The sequence below is a fragment of the Pseudomonas sihuiensis genome (genome assembly GCF_900106015.1).
GTDB classification, from domain to species: Bacteria; Pseudomonadota; Gammaproteobacteria; order Pseudomonadales; family Pseudomonadaceae; genus Aquipseudomonas; species Aquipseudomonas sihuiensis.
Genome location: NZ_LT629797.1, coordinates 4183064 through 4208444 on the forward strand (window position 1 = coordinate 4183064; position 25381 = coordinate 4208444).

The following is a 25381-nucleotide window of genomic DNA, read 5'->3' on the forward strand; positions in this document are numbered from 1 at the left end:
GCGCTAGGGCGCTTCACGTGAAGGCACATAATAAAGGGATTCACCGTATGAGGAAATCACTACTCGCCCTGCTCTTTGCAGCTGGCGGACTGGCCCTGACCAGCTTGGCTCAGGCCGAAGTGCAACTCAAGGACGGTCACCCGGACCGCTACACAGTGGTCAAGGGCGATACCCTCTGGGACATTTCCGGCAAGTTCCTGCGCCAGCCGTGGAAATGGCCGGAGATCTGGCACGCCAACCCACAGGTCGCCAACCCGCACCTGATCTATCCCGGCGATACCCTCAACCTGGTCTACGTTGACGGTCAGCCGCGCCTGATGCTCAACCGCGGTGAGTCGCGCGGTACCATCAAGCTGTCGCCGCAGGTGCGCAGCACGCCAATGGCCGAAGCGATCCCGACTATCCCGCTGGAGGCGATCAACAGCTTCCTGCTGAGCAACCGTATCGTCGACACGCCGGAAGAATTCAACGGCAAGCCTTACGTCGTCGCCGGCAACGCCGAGCGCGTGGTCAGCGGCGCTGGCGATCGTGTCTACGCCCGTGGCGAGTTCGACGAACAGAACCCGATCTACGGCATCTTCCGTCAGGGCAAGACCTACGTGGACCCTGAGACTCAGGAATTCCTCGGTATCAACGCCGATGATGTCGGTTCTGGCGAGATCGTGGCCGAAGAAGGTGATGTCGGTACCCTGCTGCTGAAGCGCTCGACTCAGGAAGTACGCCTGGGAGATCGCCTGTTCCCCACCGAGGAGCGTGCGATCAACTCCACCTTCATGCCCAGCGAACCGATAACCGACATCGACGGCTTGATCCTCGATGTGCCGCGCGGCGTCAGCCAGATCGGCCAGTTCGACGTTGTCACCCTGAACAAGGGGCTGCGCGATGGCCTGGAAATCGGCAACGTGCTGGCGGTGTTCAAGACCGGCGAGACCGTACGTGACCGCGTTACCGGCGAAAACGTGAAGATCCCGGACGAGCGCTCCGGCTTGCTGATGGTGTTCCGCACCTATGACAAGCTCAGCTACGGTCTGGTACTGCAGGCCAGCCGTCAACTGGCGGTGATGGACAAGGTCCGCAACCCGTAATGCCCAACGAGCCCCGCACTAGCGGGGCTCGTGCTTTCTGGCCGCCAGGATGGCGGTGCGACTTATCAGGGAAGAATCGCCATGCCTGCATCCTCCTCGCTTTCCCCCGCCGTTTCTCCTGCCGAGCTCGAAGCCCGCTTGCGTCTGCATCTATTGCCAGAGCTGGGGCCGCGGCGCTTTCGCAAACTCCTGAGCGCTTTCGATAGCGCCTCGGCTGCGCTCAGTGCGCCGGCCAGCGCCTGGCGTGCGTTGGGGTTGCCGGCTGCCTGCGCCGAGCCCCGGCGCAGTGCGGATATCCGCGAGCGAGCGGCTGCTGCCCTGCACTGGCTGGATCAGCCTGATCAGCATGTGGTGATGTGGGACGATCCAGCCTATCCGGCTCTGCTCGGCGAGCTGGCGGATGCGCCGCCGCTGTTGTTCGTGGCGGGCGATCCGGGTGTGCTGGAGGCGCCGCAACTGGCCATGGTCGGCAGTCGACGCGCCTCGCAGCCCGGCCTGGATAACGCGCGGGCCTTTGCCCGTAGCCTGGCGGGCGGTGGTTTCGTCATCACCAGCGGTCTGGCATTGGGGATCGATGGCGCCGCGCATCAGGGGGCGCTGGAGGGCGGCGGCAAAACGGTGGCCGTGCTGGGCACTGGCTTGCAGTGCCTGTACCCGCGGCGGCATGTGGGGCTGGCGGCGCAGATCATCGAGCAAGGTGGCGCGCTGGTCTCAGAATTGCCTCTGGACTGTCCACCGCAGGCCAGTAATTTCCCGAGGCGCAACAGGATCATCAGTGGGTTGTCGCTGGGTGTACTGGTGGTCGAGGCCAGCCCTTCCAGTGGCTCACTGATCACCGCGCGCCTGGCCGCCGAGCAGGGGCGCGAGGTCTACGCCATTCCTGGCTCCATCCACCATCCCGGAGCGCGAGGCTGCCATCAACTGATTCGGGATGGCGCCACCCTGGTGGAAAGCATCGAGCATATCCTCGAAGCCCTGCATGGCTGGCAGACTCCAACCGCCGAACCTGTATCGGTGCCGCTTGCTAGCGTCGAGCATCCATTGCTGGTTTTGCTGCATGCCGCGCCGCACAGCACCGAGGCGCTGGTGCAGGCCAGCGGTTGGCCGCTGTCACAGGTGCTGGGAGCTTTGACCGAGTTGGAGCTCGATGGTCTGGTGTGTAACGAGGCCGGGCGTTGGCTGGCGCGCAATCGTTAACAGGCTGTTAAGGCCCGTGGCAGGCAACCATTGGCTTGGATAGACTGCCGCCCATTGATTCCGCGGGAGACAGTCGATGGCCAGCAACTGGCAGATACAGCAAACGGCGCGAGTGGTGCGTGAGGGGGGCGTGATCGCCTATCCGACCGAGGCGGTCTGGGGCCTGGGCTGCGATCCCTGGAATGAAGAGGCGGTGTATCGCCTGCTGGCGCTCAAGGAGCGGCCGATGCACAAGGGGCTGATCGTGGTGGCCGACGACATCGAACAGTTCGACTTCCTGCTCGATGATCTGCCTGAGGTCTGGCAGGAGCGCCTGGCCGGCAGCTGGCCAGGTCCGAACACCTGGCTGGTGCCGCATCAGAATCGTCTGCCCGAGTGGGTCACAGGTCAGCACGATACCGTTGCCCTGCGCGTCAGTGACCATCCGCTGGTGCGTGCGCTGTGCCGCTACACCGGGCCGCTGATCTCCACCTCGGCCAACCCGGCGGGGCGCCCTTCAGCGCGTTCGCGTCTGCGCGTCGAGCAGTACTTCCCGGATGAACTGGACAAGGTGCTCGGCGGCGCCTTGGGTGGACGCAAGAATCCCAGTCTGATTCGTGACCTGCGTACGGGCGATGTAATTCGCCCGTCCTGACTGGCCAATGCTCGCGGCTAAAGCCCCTCCCACGATCGTGGGAGGGGCTTTAGCCGCGACTGTTTTACGGCATCAAAATGGTCGAGCCGGTGGTCTGCCTTGAGCTCAGCGCATCCTGTGCGGCGGCGGCGTCCTTGAGCGCGTAGCGGTTGCTGATTTCCACCTGCAGCTTGCCGCTGGCGATCATGCCGAACAGGTCGTCGGCCATGGCCTGCAGGCGTTGCGCGCTGGTGGCGTAGCCGGCCAGGGTCGGGCGGGTGACGTACAGCGAGCCCTTCTGCGCGAGGATGCCCAGGTTGACGCCGGTTACCGCGCCCGAGGCATTGCCAAAGCTGACCAGCAGGCCGCGCGGTGCCACGCAGTCCAGCGAGGTTTCCCAGGTGTCCTTGCCGACGCCGTCGTAGACCACCGGGCACTTGGCGCCGTCGGTCAGTTCCAGTACGCGCTGCACGACGTTTTCATGGCTGTAGTCGATGGTCGCCCAGGCACCCTGTTCCTTGGCCCGCGCCGCTTTCTCGGCCGAGCTGACGGTGCCGATCAACTTCACACCCAGCGCTCTGGCCCATTGGCAGGCAAAGGAGCCGACACCGCCGGCCGCAGCGTGGAACAGGATGGTCTCGCCACCCTTGAGCTCATAGGTCTGGCGCAACAGGTACTGCACGGTCAGACCCTTGAGCATCACCGCAGCGGCCTGCTCGAAGCTGATGTTGTCCGGCAGTTTCACCAACTTGTCGGCGGGCAGCACGTGCAGTTCGCTGTAGGCGCCGAGCGGGCCGGTGGCGTAGGCGACGCGGTCACCGACTTTGAGGCCTTCGACCTCGCTGCCAATCGCCTCGACCACGCCGGCACCTTCGGTGCCCAGGCTCGACGGCAGCGCGGGCGGCTGATAGAGGCCGCTGCGGAAGTAGGTGTCGATGAAGTTCAGGCCGATGGCCCGGTTGGCCACGCGCACCTCGCGCGGGCCAGGTGCTGCCGGCTGGTAGTCACGGTACTGCAGCACGTCGCTGCCGCCGTGCTGGCTGAACTCGATACGCTTGGCCATCTCGGATTCCTTGTCTGATCGGCGCCGCTGCAAGCGGCGAAAGAGCCTATCCAATCGTCCCGATTGACCGACGTCAACTGCGGATGTGCCTGGGTGAATGCTATGCTGCCCGCCGATTTCGACCTGCTCTCTGTTCAAGGTGCCGCCGTGACTGACCGTACCGAGGCCGTGAAGGCCTACCTGCTCGACCTGCAAGATCGCATCTGCTCTGCCCTGCAAGCCGAAGACGGCCAGGCCGTGTTCGCCGAGGACGCCTGGCAGCGTCCGGCCGGTGGTGGTGGGCGCACGCGGGTGATCGAGAACGGCGCGCTGATCGAAAAGGGCGGGGTGAATTTCTCCCACGTGTTCGGCGACAGCCTGCCGCCGTCGGCCAGCGCCCATCGCCCCGAGCTGGCCGGTCGTGGCTTCCAGGCCCTCGGCGTGTCGCTGGTGATCCATCCGGAAAACCCCTACGTGCCGACCTCGCACGCCAACGTGCGCTTCTTCAGCGCCGAGAAGGCAGGCGAGGAGCCGGTGTGGTGGTTCGGTGGTGGTTTCGACCTCACGCCCTACTACGCCAATGAAGAGGACTGCGTGCACTGGCACCAGGTTGCGCATGACGCCTGTGCGCCGTTCGGCGCCGAGGTTTACCCCAAGTTCAAGGCCTGGTGCGACCGCTACTTCCACCTCAAGCATCGCGGCGAGCCGCGTGGCATCGGCGGGCTGTTCTTCGACGACCTCAACGAGTGGGACTTCGATACCAGCTTCGCTTTCATGCGTGCCATTGGTGATGCCTACATCCAGGCCTATCTGCCCATTGTCCAGCGCCGCAAGCTGATGCCGTTCGGCGAGCGTGAGCGTGAGTTCCAGGCCTTTCGCCGCGGCCGCTACGTCGAGTTCAACCTGGTGTTCGACCGTGGCACGCTGTTCGGCCTGCAGTCCGGCGGGCGCACCGAGTCGATCCTCATGTCGCTGCCGCCGCATGTGCGCTGGGGCTATGACTGGAAGCCGGAGCCGGGCAGCATCGAGGCGCGCCTGACCGAGTACTTCCTGACCGATCGTGATTGGCTGTCGGCCACGTCATGATCCTGTAGCCCGGATGCAATCCGGGACAGTTTATAGGCCGCCCCGGATTTCATCCGGGCTACGAACTGGCGCCATTTTCCCGTAGGAGACCGCTTGCGGGTGATCTGGCCCAGAGCGAATCGCCAGCAAGCTGGCTCCTACACAAACAGGACTTTCCATGGACCGCTACTGCGTCTTCGGCAACCCCATCGGCCACAGCAAATCGCCGCTGATCCACCGTCTGTTCGCCGAGCAAACCGGCCAGGCGCTGACCTACGATGCACGCCTGGCGCCGCTGGATGACTTCGTTGGCGATGCCCGCGCCTTCTTCGCCGAAGGCCAAGGTGGCAACGTCACCGTACCGTTCAAGGAAGAGGCCTTTCGCCTGGCCGACGAGCTGACCGAGCGTGCGCGTCGCGCCGGCGCGGTGAATACCCTGAAGAAACTGGCCGACGGCCGCCTGCTGGGCGACAACACCGACGGTGCCGGCCTGACTCGTGATCTGCAGGACAACGCTGGCTTCAGCCTGGCCGGCAAGCGCATCCTCGTGCTGGGTGCCGGCGGTGCCGTGCGCGGTGTGCTCGAACCCTTCCTGGCGCAGAAGCCGGCCGTGCTGGTGATCGCCAACCGTACCGTGGCCAAGGCCGAACAACTGGTGCGTGAATTCGCCGATCTCGGTCCGCTGGTCGCCGCTGGCTTCGACTGGATCGATGCGCCGGTGGACCTGATCGTCAACGGTACTTCCGCCAGCCTCGGTGGTGAGCTGCCGCCGATCGCGCCGAGCCTGATCCAGCCTGGTCATACCGTCTGCTACGACATGATGTACGGCCGTGAGGCGACCGCCTTCAACCGCTGGGCAGCCGAGCAGGGCGCGGCGCGCTGCCTGGACGGGCTGGGCATGCTGGTCGAGCAGGCGGCCGAGGCGTTCGAGCTGTGGCGTGGCGTGCGTCCGGACACCGCGCCGGTGCTGGCTGAGCTGCGCCGTCAACTGGCGGGCTGAACCTCAGCGTTCCCTGCGCCGCCAGGTGGGGTGCGCCGCGCGCACCGCCCGTATCTCACTCAATCCTCGAACAACACCGGGCAGCGCTCGGCGCCTTCGAGCTTGAGAATTTCCTCCACCACTGGCGGCCGTGCCTGACGCATTACCAGGCTGCGTTTCAGCGCCTGCAGGCGGCGTGCCTCCTGATGCAGCATCTCCACGCCGGCATAGTCGATGAAGTTGATGTGCCGCGCGTCGATCACCAGGCGCTGCCCGCGGCTGCGCTGCAGCAACTGCTGAATGTACTGGCAGGCGCCGAAGAAGATCGAGCCCTCGATGCGCAGCACCTCGTCTTCGCCGTCCTGCCATAGGCGCACGCGCGGCTGCGAGGTGCGCTTGAGGTAGAAGAACAACGAGGCCAACACGCCGGCGTAGATCGCCGTCTGCAGCTCCAGCACCAGGGTGGCGGCGAAGGTCAGCAGCATCACCATGAACTCGGAGCGGCTGACTCGACGTAGTGCACGGATCGCCGGCAGATCCACCAGGCCCCAGCAGATCAGCAGGATGCCGGCCGCCATCACCGGCAGCGGGATATGCGTCAGCAGCGCTGCGCCGAACACCGCGAACAGCGCCACCAGCAGCGCCGAGAACACCCCGGCCAACGGCGTACGCGCGCCAGCCTGCAGGTTCAGCGCCGAGCGGGTGAAGGAGCCGGCCGACAGCGAGGCGGAGAACCACGGCCCGAGCATGTTCGACAGGCCCTGGGCGCGCACCTCCTGGTTGGCGTCGAGGAACTGGTGCGATTTCACCGCCAGCGCACGAGCGATGGACAGGCTGGTGACCAGCCCGAGCATGCCGCAGGCCACCGCTGCCGGTAGCAGGCGCAGCACGTCGTCGAGGTCGAAACTCAGCGCAGTCAGCGGTGGCAGGCCGCTGGTGAATGGTGCGACCAGGGCAATGTCAGCGGTGAAGCGCGCAGGCAGCAACCAGGCCAGCAGGCTGCCGCAGACCAGGCCGATCAGCAACGCAGGTGCCTTGGGCCAGAGCTTGCGCACGGCTACGCTGAGCAGCAGGGTGAAGGCCGCCAGGGCCAGACTCGGCCAGTGCGCCTCGGGCAGGTGCTGGCCGATCTGCAGCAGGCTGGTCAGGGCCGTGGGTTGGTTGGCGACCTCGACGCCGAGCAGATTGGGCATCTGCCCGATGGCGATCACCAGCGCCGCGCCGAGGGTGAAGCCGAGCACCACCGACTGCGAGACGAAGTTCACCAGGGCGCCGAAGCGCAGCATACCTAGCAGCCACTGGAACAGCCCGGCGAGAAAGGTCAGCAGCAGGATCAGGGCGATGAATTCGTCGCTGCCGATGCGCGCCATGGGGCTGACGCTGGTGAACAGGACGATGGAGATCGCGGCGGTCGGCCCGCAGATCAGGTGCCAGGACGAGCCCCACAGACAGGCGATGATCACCGGCACGATGGCGGCGTACAGGCCGTATTCGGCGGGCAGGCCGGCAATCAGCGCGTAGGCCAGCGATTGCGGCAGGGCCAGGATGGCGCCGGTCAGGCCCACCAGCAGATCGTTGCCGAGGGTCTTGCGGCTGATGCCAGGCAACCAGCGGAGAAACGGCAGCAGGGTCTGTCGGTCAGGTAGGCGCATGATTCGGGTCGAGGGTGGGCCGCAGGCGACTCCACCCTACTCACTTGCCGCGGTTAATTCAAAGCCGCGCCTTCACAGCGGCCAGACCGTCGCCACCGTCGCGGGTAGTGACGCCCTGCAGCCAGCCATCGAGTACCTGCGGGTTGGCCTGGAGCCAGGCCTTGATCGCGGCGTCGTTGCTGGCCTGTTTGCTCAGCACCTGATCCATGATGCTGTTCTCCATCTCCTGGGTGAAAGTCAGGTTGCTCAGCAGCTTGCCGACGTTGGGGCACTGCGCGGCGTAGCCCTTGCGCGCCAGGGTGTTGACCTGGCCGCTGTCGCCGAAATACTTCTCGCCGCCTTTCAGGTACTTCATGTCGTACTGCACGTTCATCGGGTGTGGCGTCCAGCCGAGGAACACCACGAACTGGTCGCGTTTCACCGCGCGGCCGACCTGCACCAGCATCGCCTGTTCGCTGGACTCCACCAGCGTCCAGTCGCCCAGGCCGAATTCGTCGGCGGCGATCATCTGCCTGATCGACTCGTTGGCGGGTGAGCCGGAGGCGATGCCGTAGAGTTTCTTGCCGAACTTGTCGGCGTGCTTGTCGAGGTCGGCGAAGGTCTTCACCCCGGCCTCATAGGCATAGGTTGGTACGGCCAGTGTGTACTCGGTGCCTTCGAGGTTCTGCGCCAGCTTGTCCACTTCGCCGCTGGCGGCGAACTTGTCGTAATTGCTCTGCTGCGCCGGCATCCAGTTGCCGAGGAATACATCGACCTGGCCCTTCTGCAGGCCGGCGAAGATGATCGGCACGGCCAGGGTCTGGGTTTGCGCCTTGTAGCCCAGGCCGTCGAGCAGGAAGCTGGCGATGCCGTTGGTCACGGCGATGTCGCTCCAGCCCGGGTCACCCAGCTTGACCGTGGCACAGGCGGCGTCCTCGGCCCAGACGTCGCCGGCGCTGGTGAGCGCTGCCGCGAGTAACAGCACACTGAATCGGTTCATGGCGTCTCTCCTTTTTTCTTCTGGTTTGGGGGCGGCAGTGGGAAAAGGTTCATACCTGGGGAAAACGGGCGCGGCGTTCCAGGTCGTCGAGATCGATATGGTTGCGCATGTACTGTTGGCTGGCGTCGACCCAGGGCTGGTGATCCCAACTGGTCAGCTTGCCCTGGCTCAGTGCTTCGGCCACCAGGCGGCGACGGCGCTGGCTGGCCAGGGTGGCGGCGTGGATGGCCGGAATATCCCAGCGCTCGCGGGCCTCGGCCAGGAAGCCGGCGAGGATGCCCTTGTGCTCGCCGCACTCGGCCAGGTTCTGACGCTCGAGCGGGTCATTGTCCAGGTTGAATAGCAGCAGCGGGTCCTGTTCGGAATAGACGAACTTCCATGGCCCGCGGCGAATCATCATCAGCGGGCTGACCGTGCCTTCGGCCATGTATTCGCCGAGTACTTCGTCGTGGCCACCCTTGCCTTGCAGGTGCGGTAGCAGCGAGTGACCCTCCAGCTCCAGGCCCTGCTCGACCTGGCCGCCGGCCAGTTCCACCAGCGTTGGCAGCAGATCGAGAGTGGAGACCGACTGGCTGACCCGGCGCGCGGCGAAGCACTGCGGTGCATGCACCAGCAACGGCACGCGGGCGGACATTTCGAACCAGTGCATCTTGTACCAGAGGCCGCGCTCGCCAAGCATGTCGCCGTGGTCACCGGAGAAGACGATCAGGGTGTCCTCGGCCAGGCCGCATTCTTCAAGTGTCTTCAGCAGCTTGCCGATGTTGTCGTCGATATAGCTGCAGGCGCCGAAGTAGGCGCGGCGGGCGTCGCGGATCTTGTCCTCGGGCAGCGGTTTGTCCCACAGGTCGATGACCTTGAGCAGACGCTGCGAGTGCGGGTCCTGTTCGGTCTGCTCGATGTGCTGGCGCGGCATGGGAATGTCCACGCCCTCGTAGCGATCCCAGTATTCGCGGGGGATGGTGTAGGGGTCATGCGGGTGGGTCATCGACACGGTCAGGCAGAACGGCTGATCCGGGGTCATGCGCACGTGGTCGTAGAGGTACTGGCGGGCCTTGAACACCACCTCCTCGTCGAAATCCAGCTGGTTGCTGCGCACGCAGGGGCCGGCCTGCAGCACCGAGGACATGTTGTGGTACCAACTGGCGCGCACGTCCGGCTCGTCCCAGTTCACCGCCCAGCCGTAGTCGGCGGGATAGATGTCGCTGGTCAGGCGCTCCTCGTAACCGTGCAACTGGTCCGGGCCGCAGAAGTGCATCTTGCCCGATAGCGCAGTGCGGTAGCCGAGGCGGCGCAGGTAATGGGCGTAAGTCGGCACATCGGCGGGGAAATCGGCGGCATTGTCATAGGCGCCGATCTTCGATGGCAGCCGCCCGCTGACCAGGGTGAAGCGCGACGGCGCGCAGAGCGGGCTGTTGCAGTAGGCCGAGTCGAACACCACGGCCTGCTCGGCCAGCTTCATCAGGTTGGGCATCTGCACCGGCGAGGCGGCGTCGTGCAGCGGCAGGATCGGCGCGGCCATCTGGTCGGCCATGATGAAGAGGATATTCGGGCGCTTCATGGTGGCGGCTATTCCATACTATTGGTTTATGCGACAGTGCTGGCTCCATGATTCCGGTAGAACGGCAGCAGGGTAAACCCGGCTGTGAAACATGCCTCGGATAAGCAGAGCTTATGTTTAAAGCCATCGATGGGCTGTCGCTCGACGCGCTGCGGGTGTTCGAGTCGGCCGCGCGCCAGCTCAGTTTCACCGCCGCCGCCAGTGAATTGGGCAGCAGCCAGCCGGCGATCAGCCAGCAGATCAAGCGTCTGGAGCAGCAACTGGCCACGCGCCTGTTCGATCGCGTCTATCGGGGCATCGTGCTGACCGAGGCCGGCGAGCTGTTGTTGGCGCATGTGCAGGAAGGGCTGGCCAGCCTCGATGCCGGGCTCGTCGCCGTCACCGCGCGCCAGCAGCATGAAGTGCTGCAGGTGGCCACCGACTTCGCCTTCGCCGCCTACTGGTTGATGCCGCGCCTGCAGCGCTTCAACCGCCTGTACCCGGAGGTGGACGTCAGCCTGATCACCAGCGAGCGCGACCCGGCCACGGTACCCAGCGACATCGACGTGGCGATCCGTTTTGGCGACGGTCGTTTCAAGCATGGCGAAGCGCACCTGCTGTTCCGCGAAGAGGTGTTTCCGGTGTGCAGCCCGCGTCTGCTCGGCGAACGTCAGCTACCGCTGCCGACGGAGGTTCTGACCGAGCTGCCGCTGTTGCACCTGCGCCCCGAGCACCGCTCGCGCTGGTTCGACTGGGAGGGATTGTTCCGCGCCCTCGGCATCGCCAGCCTGCCGACACCCGGCGCGTTGCGTTTCGACAACTACACCCTGCTGATCCAGGCGGCGATTGCCGGGCAGGGCGTGGCCATCGGCTGGCGCCACCTGGTGGATGAACTTCTGGCTCAGGGGCTGCTCTGTCGTCTGGGTGAGGCCGAGGCGCATTCGGCGCGTGGCTATTACCTGGTGCTACCCGAGCGCAAGCGTCGCCAGCGCCTGACCGCGCGTTTCGTCGACTGGTTGCAGGCCGAGCTGGATTCGCCAGCAGCAACCGTTTGATCGGGCCATACTGCAATAGCCAAGCGTGATCCTTATACTGATCGCCGCCGCTCTAGCCGGTCGTTTTCCACGTCTGCCAGCGGCCCCCACACTCCAACCGGTGAAGTGAACCGTGAAACTCCGTCATTCGATTTTGGGCCTGCTGCTGTGCGGCAGCCTTGTTGTTTCGAACCTCCAGGCCGCGCCTGCCCAGCCGAAGCAGGAGCTGGCCGCCGGTAGTGCCTTGCTGATCGATCTGAAGACCGGCCAGGAGCTCTATTCCAGCAACCCGGACCTGCGCCTGCCGGTCGCCTCGGTCACCAAGCTGATGACCGCCATGGTGGTGCTCGACGCCAAGCTGCCGCTGGACGAGATGCTGCCCATCACCATCCGCGACACCCAGGAAATGCAGGGTGTGTTCTCCCGCGTGCGCATCGGCAGTGAAATCACGCGCCGCGAAATGCTGCACCTGGCGCTGATGTCCTCGGAGAATCGCGCTGCCGCCAGTCTTGCGCACCATTACCCAGGTGGTCACGCCGCCTTCGTCGCAGCCATGAACGCCAAGGCCAAGGCGCTGGGCATGCACAGCAGCCACTTCGTCGAACCCACCGGCCTGTCCGAACTGAACGTCGCCACGGCCCGTGACCTGGCGCTGATGGTCAAGGCGGCCAACCAGTATCCGCTGATCCACCAGTTCAGCACCGACTCCGAAGCCACCGTGGCTTTCCGCAAGCCCAACTACACCCTGGGTTTTCGCAACACCAACGCCCTGGTGCGCAAGCCCGACTGGAACATCAACCTGAGCAAGACCGGCTTCACCAATGCCGCCGGTCGCTGCCTGGTGATGGCCACCACCATCGCCAACCGTCCGGTGGCCTTCGTGGTACTCGGTGCATTCGGCAAGTACACCCACATGGCCGACGCCAACCGCCTCAAGCGCTGGATGGAGACTGGCAAGGTCACCCCGGTGCCGGCTGCGGCGCTCAGCTACAAGCAGCAGAAGCTGGCCGAGTGGAGCCTGCAGGCCGCGCAGTAAGACGCTGTGCACGCCCTGCAGGGCCAGCACGAGACGCAAAAGTGTAGGAGCCCCGCCTCGGGGGCGAAGCCTCGGACTTCTGCGTCGCCAGCCCCGTAGCATTCGCCGCGGGCGCGGCTCCTACGCCGGCCATCGGAAAAAGGGCGACTCGATGAGTCGCCCTTTTCGTTATGCCTGCCGTAGCCCGGATGCAATCCGGGGAACCCGCAGCTCAGGCCCCGGATTGCATCCGGGCTACGGTCGATTTTCCTCAGTCGTGGTGTGCTTCAGCTCGGACAGCCCAGCCGCTCGCTGAGAAAATCGAGAAAGCAGGTGATGCGCGACGCCAGCGCGGTGTTGCGGTAGTACACCGCGTTGATCGGCTGGCGCACCTCCACGCGTTGCTCGGCCAGCACCTCCACCAGTGCGCCGCTGGTGCGGGTGGCATCGGTCATGAAGTCCGACAGGCACACCAGGCCTTGGCCGGCCAGGGCCAGTTCGAGAATGGTGTCGCCACTGGAGGCGCGCAGGCTCGGTGTGATGCGCCAGCGCTCGCCGAGGGCGTGGCGTAGCGGCCATTCGTTGAGGCTGTCCGGCTCGGTGAAGCCGATCAGGCTGTGCCCGGTCAGATCCTCGGTAAGTGTCGGCGTGCCATGGCGGCGCAGGTAATCGGGGCTGGCCAGCACGCGGCGGCGGCTGTGACACAGTGGTCGGGCGTGCAGGCTGGAGTCCGGCAGGTTGCCGATGCGGATGGCCAGGTCGGTGCGGCGTTCCAGCAGATCGATGATGCGGTCGTCGCTGTTCAGTTCCAGCTCGATCTGCGGATAAAGCGCGCGAAATTCGCCGATCAGCGGCACGATCACGTGCAGCATGAAAGGCGAGGCGGTGTTGATGCGCAAACGCCCGGCCGGTGCCTGGCGGCGCAGGGTCATCTGTTCCTCCGCTTCCTCGACGCTGGCGAGGATACGCCGCGCCTGGGCCAGGAACACCTCGCCCTCCTCGGTCAATTCCAGACGCCGCGTGGTGCGGCGTAGCAAGGTGACGGCGAGTTTTTCCTCCAGCCGGCTGAGGGCACGGCTGACGCCGGACGCGGTTTGCTCGAGCTGCTCGGCTGCGGCGCTGATCGAGCCGCAGTCGACCACGCTGACGAAGGCGAGCATTTCTTCCAGGCTGGTCTTCATTGTTGATCTTCAGTCAAAAGTGTTTGCTGGCTTGTTAGGTTTTTTCGCATGAGTCTGGCGCGGATACTGCTCCCCAGCAAGCCTGCCTGCTGCCCGCCCTTTGCCTTCGGCCTGCAACTTTTATCCGCTGAGTCAGGCCGAACCATTCAGTTCCAGCGTCGGTCTGCTGATCGGCCATCCATTCACGACCTGATGAGGACATTCGTCATGAAATTCATTCCCCCCTTCGGTCTTGGCACCTTCCGCCTCAAGGACCAGGTGGCCATCGACTCGGTGCATACCGGCCTGGAGCTGGGTTACCGGCATATCGACACGGCGCAGATCTACGGTAACGAGGCCGCGGTCGGCCAGGCCATCGCCGCCAGCAACGTGGCGCGTGACGAGCTGTTCGTCACCACCAAGATCTGGACCGAGAACCTCGGCAGCGGTCGGGTGATCGCCAGTTTGCAGGAAAGTCTGCAGCGCCTGGGCCTGGAGCGGGTCGATCTGACACTGATCCACTGGCCGTCGCCGAACGATGAGATTCCCGTGGCGCAGTATCTGGGCGAGCTGCTGGAAGCCAAGCGCCAGGGGCTGACCGCAGCGATTGGCGTGTCCAACTTCACCATCGCCCATTTGCGCCAGGCCATCGAGGCCGTGGGGGTGGACGAAATCGCCACCAATCAGGTGGAAATCCATCCGCTGTTGCAGAACCGCAAATTGGTGGAATTCGCCCGTCAGCAGGGCATCCATCTGACTGCTTACATGCCGCTGGCCTACGGCAAGGTGCTGGCCGAGCCGGTGATCCAGCGCATCGCCGCTAGCCATGGCGTCAGCCCGGCGCAGGTGGCCCTGACCTGGTCGCTGCAGCAGGGTTATGCGGTGATTCCGTCGTCGACCAAACGCGACAATCTGGCCGCCAACCTGGTCGCCGCCGAGCTGCGTTTGAGCACCGAGGACATGGCTGCAATCAAGGCTCTGGAGCGTGGCGAGCGCGTCGCCAACCCGGGCTTCGCGCCGCACTGGGATTGAGTTCTGCGAGTGTAGCAGGGGCGTTAGGCGCGATCCTGGGCTCTATCGGCCCGCCGGCGATATCGATCAGCGCGCCAGTGGTGTAGCTGGCCTTGTCATCGAGCAGCCAGACGATGGCTTCGGCGACTTCCTCGGCACGCCCGGCGCGGCCCAACGGTGTCGCCTTGCCCAGGCGCTCGGCACGGTCCGGCTGGCCGCCGCTGGCGTGAATCTCGGTATCGATCAGCCCCGGGCGCACGGCGTTGACCCGCACGCCTTCGCCGCCCAACTCCTTGGCCAGGCCGCGGGTCAGCACGTCCATCGCGCCTTTGGCGCCGGCGTAGTCGACGTACTCGAAGGGCGCGCCAAGACTGGCGGCCACCGACGACACCAGCACCATCGAACCACCCTCGCCGCCGCGGCTGCGGGCCATGCGTCGGGCGCCCTCGCGTGCGGTGAGGTAGCTGCCCAGCACATTGACGTCGAACATCCGTTGCAAGCGCTCGCCGCTCATCTCCAGCAGCGGCATGGGCGGGGCGACGATGCCGGCATTGACCACCAGACCGTGCAGCGAGCCGAGCCTGTCCATGGCCTCGAACAGGCGCTGTACATCCTCCTCATTGGCCACATCGCCAGGCAGGGCGACGGCTTTGCCGCCCATGGCCTCGATCTGCGCCACCACCTCATCGGCGGCGGCACGGTCGTTGCGGTAGTTGACCCCGACCGTCCAGCCGCTAGCGGCGGCCAGCAAGGCAGTAGCGCGACCGATGCCGCGGCTGGCACCAGTGATCAGTAGATTCTTGCTCATGGCGGGGCTCCTCGTCTTGCTTGCCTTCAGGTTGCCGAATTTGCGGCGGGCTCGCTAGCGCGGGTTTCTTCCGATGAATGGTACATGCCGGTCATTCGCGTCTATTCCGGGCGTTGTAGGTATCCAACGGGTACGTTGCACAACGCTTGCTGAACCAGTAGCTGACTGGAAAAGTAGGAAGAATGAAAGCGTGATATAAGATTTGTTTCTTATTCTATTGGGGTATATCTGGTCGCGGCACAGATGTTGCGATAGGAAAACTCACGCAAACAGGAGGTGCGATGGAGCACAACATATCTCTCATCACCATGTTGGCCGGTGGCTTTGGTCTGGCTCTGATCTTCGGTTTTATCGCGGAGAAGCTGAAGCTGCCGGCGTTGGTGGGTTATCTCTTGGCGGGCATCGCGCTAGGCCCGGCGACCCCCGGCATGGTTGCGGACATGGAACTGGCGCCGCAGTTGCTGGAGATCGGCGTGATGTTGCTGATGTTCGGCGTCGGCCTGCACTTCTCCCTGAAAGACCTGTTGGCCGTGAAGAAAATCGCCCTACCGGGCGCGGTGGTGCAGATGAGCATGGCCACCGTGCTCGGGCTTGGTGTGGCCAGCTGGTGGGGCTGGACCTTCGGTGAAAGTCTCCTGCTGGGGTTGTCGCTGTCCTGCGCCAGCACTGTGGTGCTGCTCAAGGCGCTGGATACGCGCGGCATCACCGACTCGATGAATGGCCGTATCGCCGTAGGCTGGCTGGTGGTGGAAGACCTGGCCACCGTACTGGTGCTGGTGCTGTTGCCGCCCCTGGCCGGCATGCTCGGCGGCAAGGTGATCGGTGCCGATGCCGGTACGCCGCTCTGGCAGGTGCTGGGTATGACCCTGCTGCAGGTAGCCGGCTTTATTGCGCTGATGCTGGTAGTCGGGCGCCGCGTGCTGCCCTGGCTGCTGCTGCAGATCGCCAAGACCGGTTCTCGCGAGCTGTTCACGCTCTCCGTCGTCGCCGCTGCTATCGGCATCGCCTATGGTGCAGCGGTGCTGTTCCATGTGTCTTTCGCGCTTGGCGCGTTCTTCGCCGGTACGGTGATGCGCGAGTCAGACCTCTCGCACCGTGCGGCCGAGGAGTCGCTGCCGCTGCGCGATGCCTTCTCGGTACTGTTCTTCGTCTCGGTGGGCATGTTGTTCGAGCCGGCCGTGCTGGTCGAAGAGCCGCTGCGCGTTCTAGCCGTGGTGGCCATCATCATCGTCGGTAAGGGCCTGGCGGCGGCGCTACTGGTTCTGGCTTTCCGCTACCCGCTGAGCACGGCGCTGACCGTGGCGGCGAGCCTGGCGCAGATCGGCGAGTTCTCCTTCATCCTCGCGGGACTGGGCAAGGACCTTGGTCTGCTCTCGGCCGAGGGCATGAGCCTGGTGCTGGCTGGCGCGCTGATTTCCATCGCTCTCAATCCACTGGTGTTCGCCTGCATCAAACCGATCAAAGAGCTGGCGCTGCGGCGTTCTGCCCTGGCGCGACGCCTCGAATTTCGTGAAGACCCGCTGGCAGTGCTGCCGGCCAGTACCGAGCGCAAGTACCTCGAGGGGCAAGTGGTGGTGGTTGGCTACGGCCGGGTAGGTCGACGCATCGCCAAGGCTCTGCTGGAGCGCGGCATTCCCTTCGTCGTGGTCGAGCAGAATCGCGAGCGCGTCGAGCAGATCCGCGGCCAGGGCATCGCGGCGGTCAGCGGTGATTCGGCCGAGCCGGGCACGCTGATCCAGGCGCATATCGCCAAGGCGTCGATGCTGGTGATCGCCACGCCCGATCCGTTGAACGTGCAGCGCATGGTCGAAACCGCGCGGGCGCTGAACCCGCAGGTGGAAGTCGTGATCCGCACCCACAGCGCCGATGCGGTGGAAATCTTCCGCCGCGAAGGTTTTGGCGAGGTGTTCTTCGACGAGGAAGAACTGGCGCGCGGGATGAAGGACCACGTCCTTTCCAAGTTCGCCCCGGCTCAGGCAAATGTGGGGCAGAGTCCGACACACAGCCATTGAGACCGCGATGAGCGAGCTGCTGCTGGAGCGATCCAGCAGCGGCTGCTTCATATCCGTAGGTGTGGCAACTATCGTCTGAACAGTCGGCATCGGGCATGACGGACGAGCGCTCGGGCGCTACCATGCGCGCCCCTTTTCGTTCCGCTGCCATCGCCCGGCCCCCGCCGGCTTGCCGAGACTCCATGAAACCCGCACGCCTACGCGCTGACCTGCTGGCCGGCCTGACCTCGTCCTTCGCCCTGGTGCCCGAGTGCATCGCCTTTGCCCTGGTGGCCCAGGTCAACCCGCTGATGGGCCTGTACGGCGCCTTCATCATCTGCACTCTCACCGCCCTGTTCGGTGGCCGGCCCGGCATGATCTCCGGCGCCGCCGGCTCGATGGCGGTAGTGATCGTCGCCCTGGTGGTGCAGCACGGCGTGCAGTACCTGCTGGCCACGGTGCTGCTCGGCGGCCTGATCATGCTGGCGTTCGGCCTGTTGCGCCTGGGCAAGCTGATCCGCATGGTGCCGCATCCGGTGATGCTGGGCTTCGTCAACGGCCTGGCGATCATCATCGCCCTGGCTCAGCTCGAGCACTTTCAGCACGACGGCCACTGGCTGCAAGGCAAGGAGCTGTACCTGATGCTCGGCCTGGTGGCGCTGACCATGGTCATCGTCTACCTGCTGCCGCGGCTGACCCGCGCCGTGCCGCCGGCGCTGGTGGCGATTCTCGGCATCGGTGCGCTGGTCTATCTGCTGGATCTACCCACTCACACCCTCGGCGACATGGCGCAGATTGCCGGCGGCCTGCCGAGCCTGGTGCTGCCGGACATTCCCTGGACGCTGGACACTCTGATCATCATCGCCCCCTACGCCGTGCTGATGGCCCTGGTCGGTCTGCTGGAAACCCTGCTGACGCTGAACCTGACCGACGAGATCACCGCCACCCGCGGCCACCCGGATCGTGAGTGTGTAGCCCTTGGCGTGGCCAACATGACTTCCGGCCTGTTCGGCGGCATGGGCGGCTGCGCGATGATCGGCCAGACCGTGATCAACCTCAGTTCGGGCGGGCGCGGGCGCCTGTCCGGGGTGGTCGCCGGGACGATGATCCTGCTCTTCGTGCTGTTCCTCTCGCCACTGATCGAGCGTATCCCGCTGGCGGCGCTGGTCGGCGTGATGTTCGTGGTGGCGCAGCAGACCTTCGCCTGGGGTTCGCTGCGCGTGGCCGGCAAGGTGCCGGCCAACGATGTGCTGGTGATCGTCGCGGTGACCGCCATCACCGTCGCCACCGACCTGGCCACCGCCGTGCTCTGCGGCATCGTCATCGCCGCGCTCAATTTCGCCTGGCAGCACGCCCGCGAGCTGTATGCCGACAGCGATATGCAGACCGATGGCAGCAAGCTCTACCGTGCCCACGGCACGCTGTTCTTCGCCTCCTGCACCACCTTCCTCGCGCAGTTCGAGCCGGCCGATGACCCGCAGCAGGTCACCCTGGACTGCCGCCACCTGAGCTTCGTCGACTACTCGGCCATCGCCGCGCTGAAGACTCTGCGTGAGCGCTACGAGCGCGCCGGCAAGCACTTGCGTGTGGTGCACCTGTCCGAGCGTTGCAAGCAGTTGCTCAAGCGTGCTGGCGAGTAGACGGCTGATGCCGTAACGAAAAAACCGCTGCCCTGTCGCCAGGAGCAGCGGTTTTTCTTTGCATCGAGGACGATCAGCGGCGCGCGCCACGCACCCCTTCAGCCAGTTCGCGGCACAGGCCGAGTACGCCGTCGATGGCCTGCTGCGGGCTTTTCGCCTCGGCGATCTTGTCGATCAGCGCCGAGCCGACCACCGCGCCCTCGGCGCGCTTGGCCACTTCGGCGGCGTGCTCCGGGGTGCGGATGCCGAAGCCGATGCACAGCGGCAGGTCGGTGTGGCGACGCAGGCGCGCCACTGCCTCTTCGACATGATCCATGGTCGCCGCACCGGCGCCAGTGACACCCGCCACCGACACGTAATAGACGAAGCCGGAGCTGCCGGCCAGTACGGTGGGCAGGCGGTCGTCGTCGGTGGTCGGCGTGGTCAGGCGAATGAAGTCCAGGCCCGCGCTTTGCGCTGGCTCGCACAGCTCGTCGTTGTGCTCCGGCGGCAGGTCGACCACGATCAGGCCGTCGACGCCGGCCTCTTTGGCATCAGCGATGAAGCGTTCGACGCCGTAGACGAAGATCGGGTTGTAGTAGCCCATCAGCACCAGCGGCGTGCTCTGGTTGCCTTCGCGAAATTCACGAACCATCTGCAGCGTCTGCTGCATGCCCTGCTTGCCGGCCAGTGCGCGGATGTTGGCGAGCTGAATGGCCGGGCCATCAGCCATCGGGTCGGTGAAGGGCATGCCCAGCTCGATCACGTCGGCGCCAGCGTCCGGCAGGCCCTTGAGGATACTCAGCGAGGTGGCGTAGTCGGGGTCACCGGCGGTGATGAAGGTCACCAGCGCGGCGCGGTTTTCCGCTTTCAGTTCGGCGAAACGGTTCTGCAGGCGGCTCATGCGTGCTTCTCCTGGTTGTCCTGCATGTGGTGCATCACGGTCTGCATGTCCTTGTCGCCACGACCGGACAGGTTGATCACCATCAGGTGATCCTTGGGCAGCTTGGGTGCGCGCTTGAAGGCTTCGGCCAGCGCGTGGGCGCTTTCCAAGGCCGGGATGATGCCCTCCAGGCGGCAGCAGTGGTGGAAGGCTTCGAGGGCTTCGTCATCGCTGATCGGCACGTACTCGACGCGCTTGATCTCGTGCAACCAGGCGTGTTCCGGGCCGACGCCGGGGTAGTCGAGGCCGGCGGAAATCGAGTGGGCATCGGTGATCTGGCCGTCCTCGTCCTGCAGCAGGAAGGTGCGGTTGCCGTGCAGCACGCCCGGTGCGCCACCGGCCATGCTCGCCGCATGCTTGCCGGTATCGATGCCATGGCCAGCTGCCTCGACGCCGACGATCTGCACGCCTTCGTCATCGAGGAAGGGGTGGAACAGGCCGATGGCGTTGGAGCCACCGCCGATGCAGGCGACCAGCGAGTCGGGCAGGCGCCCTTCCTTCCCCAGGATCTGCTCGCGCACTTCGTTGCCGATCACCGACTGGAAGTCGCGCACCATGGCTGGGTACGGATGCGGACCGGCGGCGGTACCGATCAGGTAGAAGGTGTTGTGGACGTTGGTCACCCAGTCGCGCAGGGCTTCGTTCATGGCGTCCTTGAGGGTGCCGGTGCCGGCCGTGACCGGGATCACCTCGGCGCCGAGCAGCTTCATGCGAAAGACGTTGGCCTGCTGGCGGTCGATGTCGGTGGTGCCCATGTACACCACGCACTGCATGCCGAAACGTGCAGCCACGGTGGCGGTGGCCACGCCATGCATGCCAGCGCCGGTCTCGGCGATGATGCGCTGTTTGCCCATGCGCTTGGCCAGGAGGATCTGGCCGATGCAGTTGTTGATCTTGTGCGCGCCGGTGTGGTTCAGGTCTTCGCGCTTGAGGTAGATCTTCGCTCCGCCGAAGTGCTCGGAGAGGCGCTCGGCGTAGTACAGCGGGCTGGCACGGCCGATGTAGTCGCGCTGGAAGTAGGCGAGTTCTTCGAGGAAGACTGGATCGTTCTTGGCCTTCTCATACTCGGCCGCCAGCGAGTTGATCAGCGGCATCAGGGTTTCGGCGACGAACTGACCGCCGAAGCGGCCGAACAGGCCGCGAGCGTCGGGGCCGGTGCGAAATGAGGTCATGATCGAGCTCCTGTCTGGGTCCTCTGCCCACAAGCGGACAGGAGGATTGGCAATGGCGCCATTCTACCCCTGGCGGGCAGGCTGAAAAGCGATTAGATTGCCCTGACATGTCAGGAAAAGTCACAAGTCAATGAGCCGAGAACTGCCCCCGCTGAATGCCCTGCGCGCCTTTGAGGCCGCCGCTCGTCTGCAGAGTGTCAGCCGTGCGGGCGAGGAGCTGCATGTTACCCATGGTGCGATCAGCCGGCAGATTCGTGCATTGGAAGAACAGCTTGGGGTCAGCCTGTTCGACAAGGATGGTCGCGGCGTGAAACTCACCGATGCCGGCATGCGCCTGCGTGATGCGGCAAGCGATGCCTTCGAGCGCCTGCGTGGCGTCTGTGCCGAGCTGCGCCAGCGCCAGGACGATGCACCCTTCGTCCTCGGTTGCCCCGGCAGCCTGCTGGCACGCTGGTTTATCCCGCGTCTGGATCGCCTCAATCGCGAGTTACCGGAACTGCGCCTGCAGTTATCCGCCAGTGAGGGCGAACTGGACCCGCGTCGCCCTGGAGTGGATGCCACCCTGTGCTTCGCCAGCCCGCCCTGGCCGGTGGACATGCAGGTGTACGAGCTGGGCGTAGAGCGCATCGGCCCGGTGCTGAGCCCACGCTACGCCAGTTATGGGCAGCTCGGTTCGGCGCCGGCGGCCGCCTTGCTGGATGAGCCGCTGCTACATACCGCGTCGCGCCCCCAAGCCTGGCCGCAATGGGCCCTTGCGCAAGGGCTCGACTCGCACAAGCTGCAGCATGGGCAGGGCTTCGAACATCTCTACTATCTGCTGGAGGCCGCCGCGGCGGGCCTCGGTGTGGCTATAGCTCCGCAGATGCTGGTAGCCGACGACCTGGCCGATGGTCGCCTGGTCGCGCCTTGGGGCTTCGTCGAAACGTCGGCGCGCCTGGCGTTGTGGGTGCCTGGTCGCGCGCGGGACGGCCGCGCTCAGCAACTGGCGCGCTGGCTGGAGCGCGAGCTACGGGTTTAGGTCATTTCGGGGGCGCGCTCTGGCTGCTGGTCTAGGCTGGTAGTAAAGCCACCGTGGAGCAATGACATGTCCAACCACCACACCTACAAGAAGATCGAGATCGTCGGCTCGTCCCGCACCAGCATCGAGGAGGCCATCGAGAACGCCTTGGCCGAATGCGCCAAGAGCGTGCGCAACATGGACTGGTTCGAGGTCGTCGACACCCGTGGCCATATCGAGAATGGCAAGGTGGGTCACTACCAGGTCACGCTCAAGATTGGCTTTCGCTTGAGTGGTAGCTGATGCCCTGGGCGGCGAGGAAGGCGTAGAAGGCTTCGCGGCTTGAATAGCGCGGTTGGTAGCCGAATTCCTCCTTCAGGCGCTGGTTGGCCAGCACAGGTCGGTAGCGCAGAAAATCCAGCTGCTCCGGGCCGTACTGGCTCAGCCCCAGTGGTTTGAGCAGGCGCAGCGCGCCGCTGAGCAGCGGCGCCGGTAGCGGCCGGTAGGGTTTGCCGAGGATCTCGGCGATTTCCTTGAGGCCCAACGCGCCATCGCCGGCCAGGTTGTAGATGCCTTCGCGGTTCTTTTCCAGGCCCTGGCGGATGATGCCGACCACGTCCTGCTCCCAGATGAACACGAAACGGCTGCTGTGGCCGAGCACGCCCAGCACCGTGCGCTTCTTGAACAGGTCGCTGATCGGGTTGTTCAGGCGCTTGCCAAGGATGGTGCCGGGGCGCAGCACCAGTTGACGCAGCTGCGGATGTTCCTTGCGGTAGCGCGCCAACAGTTGTTCGATTTCCAGTTTGTGCTTGGCGTAGGCGAAATGTGGGTGGCCACGTAGCGGCTGATCTTCGTCGATCCATTCGGCATTGTCCGCGGCGTAGCCGTAAGCTGCACCGGAGCTGGTGAGCACCAGTTGGCGCACACCGTTGGCGAGTGCGCTATCGACCAGGCATTGGGTACCACCGACTTCGATGGCGTGCAGGTGGGCTTCGGTCATATCGCGTGGTGGGCGGATCACCGTGGCCAGATGGACGATGGCATCCGGTTTCCAGCCGCTGATGCAGGCACGCACCTGCGCCGGGCGGCCCATGTCCAGTAGCACTGGCTCGACGTTGGCTTTCAGCCCTTGGCTGGCGAGGGGGCGGATGTCTGCGGCGATCAGTGTCCATTCAGGGTGCTGGATGGCCAGTTCGTCGAGCAGCTGATGGCCGATGAAGCCGGCAGCACCGGTGATCAGAACGCGCATGATTGCCTCCCGGCGGATACTGATGTCCGCCCTGGTCCGTTCAAATACCGGAAGAGCGCCGGTGCGACGGACGTGGCCCGTTGAGACGCAGGCCTTGTGATTATGGTTTTTACCGACGCCAGGCTAGGCAGACGACCGCCAGCTGACAATGGCAGAAGTCGCCAGCGGCCGTGGCGATTTACGCCAGGCGCACGGAGGCTGTGGTGCCGCGCACAGCCACGAGGGTTGCGGCTGGCCACAGAGGCGTGGATCAGGCAAGCTGGCCGCGCTTATTCAGGGAGGATAGTCATGTTCAGGATGATGCTGGTGTTGTTCGTCGCGCTGTCGCTCGGCGGCTGCATCGACAACGAACCGCCACTTGCCGAGGAGCGCCGCCTGCTGCTCAGCGGTGAGGATTTCGCCGCTTACGAGGCGCCGGACGAAGGGCACTACGAGAAGCTGGTGACCTACGCTGCGCGCAGCATCGACCTCAGTTTTGAGAGCGAGGGCAGCGACTGGTTCTATCTCTACAGCGGTGTCTCTCTCTATCCGCGCGCCGCTGATGCGCTGATGACCAGTTATGCCGAGACGTTCGGCGCCTCGTTCGGCCTGCGTGACAGCGGGCTGGTGCAGCAGGATCTGCCGCTGGAAACCAAGCTGGCCAGTCGCGCCAGCCTCAAGCTGCTTACCCAGGACGGCGAGCCGGTGGGCAACCTGTTCTATGCCACGGTCGGCAACAAGTCGATGTTCACCATCTTCACCGGGGTGTATTTCGAGCAGCCCGAGGACTTCGAGGCGTTCATCGCGCCCAAGCTGCTGGCGTTGCGTGAATACCAGCACACCGATCCGTTGCTGAGCTGGGCGGGCGACAAGCTGGGGTTGGGTGCCGATTGAGCCGCCCCAGCGCGAAGATGATCAGCCGAAGAACCAGTAGGTGACGGTGATCGCTGCGATCACTCCCGCCAGCTCCGCCAGCAGAGCGCAGCCGACGGCGTGGCGAGCACGTTGGATACCCACTGCGCCGAAGTAAACCGCCAGCACGTAGAAAGTGGTTTCCGTGCTGCCCTGGACGGTTGCCGCGGCTAACGCTGGGAAGCTGTCCACGCCATGGGTCTGCATGGTCTCGATCAGCATGGCGCGCGCTGCACTGCCGGAGAACGGCTTGACCAGGGCGGTGGGCAGTGCATCGACGAAACGGGTGTCCCAGCCGAAGGTTTCCACCATCCAGCGGATGCCGTCGAGGCCGAACTCCAGGGCGCCGGAAGCCCGCAGCACGCCGATTGCGCAGAGCATCGCCACCAGATACGGCAGCAGGCTCTTGGCGATATCGAAGCCTTCGCGCGCGCCTTCGATGAACTGCTCGTAGACCTTGACCTTGCGCAGTGCGCCGACCACCAGGAAGGCCAGAATCACGCCGAACAGGGTCAGGTTGCCGAGCAACGATGACAGCGCCGCCAGAGCGGTGGCGCTGAGGCCGGCGAGCAGGGCCATGAAGCCACCGAGCAGCAGCGCCCCTGGGATCAGGTAGGCCAGTACCACCGGATCCCACAGGCGCAGGCGCTGCATCAGCGCTACCGAGATCAGGCCGACAAGGGTCGAGGCACTGGTTGCCAGCAGGATGGGCAGGAACACCAGAGTCGGGTCGGCTGCACCCTGCTGGACGCGATACATGAAGATAGAGACCGGTAGTAGCGTCAGCGACGAGGCATTGAGCACCAGAAAGAGAATCTGCGCGTTGCTCGCGGTGAGCTTGTCCGGGTTCAGCTCCTGCAGACTGCGCATGGCCTTGAGGCCAATGGGCGTGGCGGCATTGTCCAGACCCAGGCCGTTGGCGGCGAAGTTCATGGTGATCAGCCCGAGCGCCGGATGGCCGCGCGGCACTTCCGGCATCAGGCGCGCGAACAGTGGGCCCAGCACGCGCGCCAGGGCATCCACCAGGCCGGCTTGCTCGGCGATGCGCAGCAGGCCGAGCCACAGGGTCATGGTGCCGAACAGCAGCACCATCACTTCCACCGACAGCTTGGCCATGGCGAACAGGCTCTCGACCATGGCGCCGAACACCGCCGGGTCATCGCCGATTAGCCAGCGGGAGAAGCCCGCGACTGCTGCCACCAGAAAAAAACTCAGCCACAGGCCATTGAGCATGCCGTACCCCCTCGTCGTTCTGGCGGGGGATGATAACGCGTCGCCCGATTCCATGGGACGTCCGGCAAACTGCCGTTACGCGGTTGTTCGGCGGTCAGTTCGCTCCCAG

At 65.0% G+C, this 25381-nt stretch carries 23 protein-coding genes; 13 read left to right on the plus strand and 10 right to left on the minus strand.

The window, feature by feature from the left end; translation table 11 throughout:
* The first annotated feature begins 47 nt into the window (after nt 1-47).
* From BLT86_RS19695 to BLT86_RS19705, 3 genes are all read left to right on the plus strand, one after another.
* Nucleotides 48-1085, plus strand: a complete 1038-nt coding sequence (locus BLT86_RS19695; RefSeq protein ID WP_017676315.1) for a LysM peptidoglycan-binding domain-containing protein — start codon at nt 48-50, stop codon at nt 1083-1085.
* A gap of 81 nt (nt 1086-1166) precedes the next feature.
* The gene (dprA, locus tag BLT86_RS19700) at nt 1167-2282 is read left to right on the plus strand and encodes a DNA-processing protein DprA (protein ID WP_026088509.1); all 1116 of its coding nucleotides are present in this window, start codon (nt 1167-1169) and stop codon (nt 2280-2282) included.
* 76 nt (nt 2283-2358) lie between these two features.
* Nucleotides 2359-2916: an L-threonylcarbamoyladenylate synthase gene (locus tag BLT86_RS19705; RefSeq protein WP_017676317.1), complete on the plus strand. Its 558-nt coding sequence runs from the start codon at nt 2359-2361 to the stop codon at nt 2914-2916.
* Nucleotides 2917-2980: 64 nt separating this feature from the next.
* Here BLT86_RS19705 and BLT86_RS19710 read toward each other — a convergent pair whose 3' ends face one another.
* Entirely contained in the window at nt 2981-3958 is a 978-nt protein-coding gene (locus tag BLT86_RS19710) for an NADPH:quinone reductase (protein ID WP_017676318.1), read from the minus strand.
* Nucleotides 3959-4105: 147 nt separating this feature from the next.
* Here BLT86_RS19710 and hemF point away from each other — a divergent pair, with 147 nt between their 5' ends.
* On the plus strand, nt 4106-5023 hold the full coding sequence (hemF, locus tag BLT86_RS19715) for an oxygen-dependent coproporphyrinogen oxidase (RefSeq protein WP_026088510.1): 918 nt from the start codon (nt 4106-4108) through the stop codon (nt 5021-5023).
* A 157-nt stretch (nt 5024-5180) separates the two neighbouring features.
* Nucleotides 5181-6002, plus strand: coding sequence for a shikimate dehydrogenase (gene aroE, locus BLT86_RS19720; RefSeq protein WP_017676320.1), 822 nt, complete (start codon nt 5181-5183; stop codon nt 6000-6002).
* Nucleotides 6003-6061: 59 nt separating this feature from the next.
* Here aroE and BLT86_RS19725 read toward each other — a convergent pair whose 3' ends face one another.
* The 3 genes from BLT86_RS19725 to betC are packed head-to-tail and all read right to left on the minus strand — an operon-like array spanning nt 6062 to nt 10170.
* Complete coding sequence (locus tag BLT86_RS19725; RefSeq protein ID WP_017676321.1) at nt 6062-7633, minus strand: SulP family inorganic anion transporter; 1572 nt, start codon at nt 7631-7633, stop codon at nt 6062-6064.
* A gap of 58 nt (nt 7634-7691) precedes the next feature.
* Nucleotides 7692-8612 (minus strand): choline ABC transporter substrate-binding protein, encoded by a 921-nt coding sequence (choX, locus tag BLT86_RS19730; protein ID WP_017676322.1) that lies wholly within the window; start codon nt 8610-8612, stop codon nt 7692-7694.
* Between the two features lie 49 nt (nt 8613-8661).
* Nucleotides 8662-10170 (minus strand): choline-sulfatase, encoded by a 1509-nt coding sequence (gene betC / locus BLT86_RS19735; RefSeq protein WP_017676323.1) that lies wholly within the window; start codon nt 10168-10170, stop codon nt 8662-8664.
* A gap of 113 nt (nt 10171-10283) precedes the next feature.
* Between betC and BLT86_RS19740 the strand changes: the two genes are divergently transcribed.
* The gene (locus BLT86_RS19740; RefSeq protein WP_017676324.1) at nt 10284-11204 is read left to right on the plus strand and encodes a choline sulfate utilization transcriptional regulator; all 921 of its coding nucleotides are present in this window, start codon (nt 10284-10286) and stop codon (nt 11202-11204) included.
* A 112-nt stretch (nt 11205-11316) separates the two neighbouring features.
* The gene (gene pbpG, locus BLT86_RS19745; RefSeq protein WP_017676325.1) at nt 11317-12219 is read left to right on the plus strand and encodes a D-alanyl-D-alanine endopeptidase; all 903 of its coding nucleotides are present in this window, start codon (nt 11317-11319) and stop codon (nt 12217-12219) included.
* Nucleotides 12220-12485: 266 nt separating this feature from the next.
* Here the strand turns inward: pbpG and BLT86_RS19750 are convergent, their stop codons facing one another.
* Nucleotides 12486-13379, minus strand: coding sequence for a LysR substrate-binding domain-containing protein (locus BLT86_RS19750; RefSeq protein WP_017676326.1), 894 nt, complete (start codon nt 13377-13379; stop codon nt 12486-12488).
* A 207-nt stretch (nt 13380-13586) separates the two neighbouring features.
* On the opposite strand from BLT86_RS19750, the gene dkgB reads away from it, so the two are divergent.
* The gene (dkgB, locus tag BLT86_RS19755) at nt 13587-14390 is read left to right on the plus strand and encodes a 2,5-didehydrogluconate reductase DkgB (RefSeq protein ID WP_017676327.1); all 804 of its coding nucleotides are present in this window, start codon (nt 13587-13589) and stop codon (nt 14388-14390) included.
* Here the strand turns inward: dkgB and BLT86_RS19760 are convergent.
* The gene (locus BLT86_RS19760) at nt 14329-15177 is read right to left on the minus strand and encodes an SDR family oxidoreductase (protein ID WP_231976553.1); all 849 of its coding nucleotides are present in this window, start codon (nt 15175-15177) and stop codon (nt 14329-14331) included. The two genes, dkgB and BLT86_RS19760, sit on opposite strands and share 62 nt — an antisense overlap.
* Before the next feature lie 281 nt (nt 15178-15458).
* Between BLT86_RS19760 and ybaL the strand changes: the two genes are divergently transcribed.
* Both ybaL and BLT86_RS19770 read left to right on the plus strand, forming a co-directional pair.
* On the plus strand, nt 15459-17189 hold the full coding sequence (ybaL, locus tag BLT86_RS19765) for a YbaL family putative K(+) efflux transporter (RefSeq protein WP_017676329.1): 1731 nt from the start codon (nt 15459-15461) through the stop codon (nt 17187-17189).
* A 182-nt stretch (nt 17190-17371) separates the two neighbouring features.
* Nucleotides 17372-18808, plus strand: coding sequence for a SulP family inorganic anion transporter (locus BLT86_RS19770; protein ID WP_017676330.1), 1437 nt, complete (start codon nt 17372-17374; stop codon nt 18806-18808).
* 73 nt (nt 18809-18881) lie between these two features.
* On the opposite strand, the gene trpA is transcribed toward BLT86_RS19770, so the two are convergent.
* Together trpA and trpB are read right to left on the minus strand one after the other, a co-directional pair.
* A complete protein-coding gene (gene trpA / locus BLT86_RS19775; protein WP_017676331.1) occupies nt 18882-19691 on the minus strand; it encodes a tryptophan synthase subunit alpha in 810 nt (269 codons plus the stop codon).
* Nucleotides 19688-20902 carry a tryptophan synthase subunit beta gene (gene trpB, locus BLT86_RS19780; protein ID WP_017676332.1) on the minus strand — a complete coding sequence of 405 codons (1215 nt, stop codon included), beginning with the start codon at nt 20900-20902 and terminating at the stop codon, nt 19688-19690. The genes trpA and trpB overlap by 4 nt, the downstream gene beginning before the upstream one ends.
* A gap of 130 nt (nt 20903-21032) precedes the next feature.
* Here trpB and BLT86_RS19785 point away from each other — a divergent pair, with 130 nt between their 5' ends.
* On the plus strand, nt 21033-21920 hold the full coding sequence (locus BLT86_RS19785) for a LysR family transcriptional regulator (protein ID WP_017676333.1): 888 nt from the start codon (nt 21033-21035) through the stop codon (nt 21918-21920).
* A gap of 66 nt (nt 21921-21986) precedes the next feature.
* The gene (locus BLT86_RS19790; RefSeq protein ID WP_017676334.1) at nt 21987-22202 is read left to right on the plus strand and encodes a dodecin; all 216 of its coding nucleotides are present in this window, start codon (nt 21987-21989) and stop codon (nt 22200-22202) included.
* Here BLT86_RS19790 and BLT86_RS19795 read toward each other — a convergent pair.
* Nucleotides 22171-23148, minus strand: a complete 978-nt coding sequence (locus tag BLT86_RS19795; RefSeq protein ID WP_017676335.1) for an SDR family oxidoreductase — start codon at nt 23146-23148, stop codon at nt 22171-22173. The genes BLT86_RS19790 and BLT86_RS19795 overlap by 32 nt on opposite strands.
* Nucleotides 23149-23436: 288 nt before the next feature.
* Between BLT86_RS19795 and BLT86_RS19800 the strand changes: the two genes are divergently transcribed.
* Entirely contained in the window at nt 23437-24021 is a 585-nt protein-coding gene (locus tag BLT86_RS19800) for a hypothetical protein (protein ID WP_017676336.1), read from the plus strand.
* A 21-nt stretch (nt 24022-24042) separates the two neighbouring features.
* Here BLT86_RS19800 and BLT86_RS19805 read toward each other — a convergent pair whose 3' ends face one another.
* Nucleotides 24043-25272 carry a nucleoside recognition domain-containing protein gene (locus tag BLT86_RS19805; RefSeq protein ID WP_017676337.1) on the minus strand — a complete coding sequence of 410 codons (1230 nt, stop codon included), beginning with the start codon at nt 25270-25272 and terminating at the stop codon, nt 24043-24045.
* Between the last annotated feature and the right edge of the window lie 109 nt (nt 25273-25381).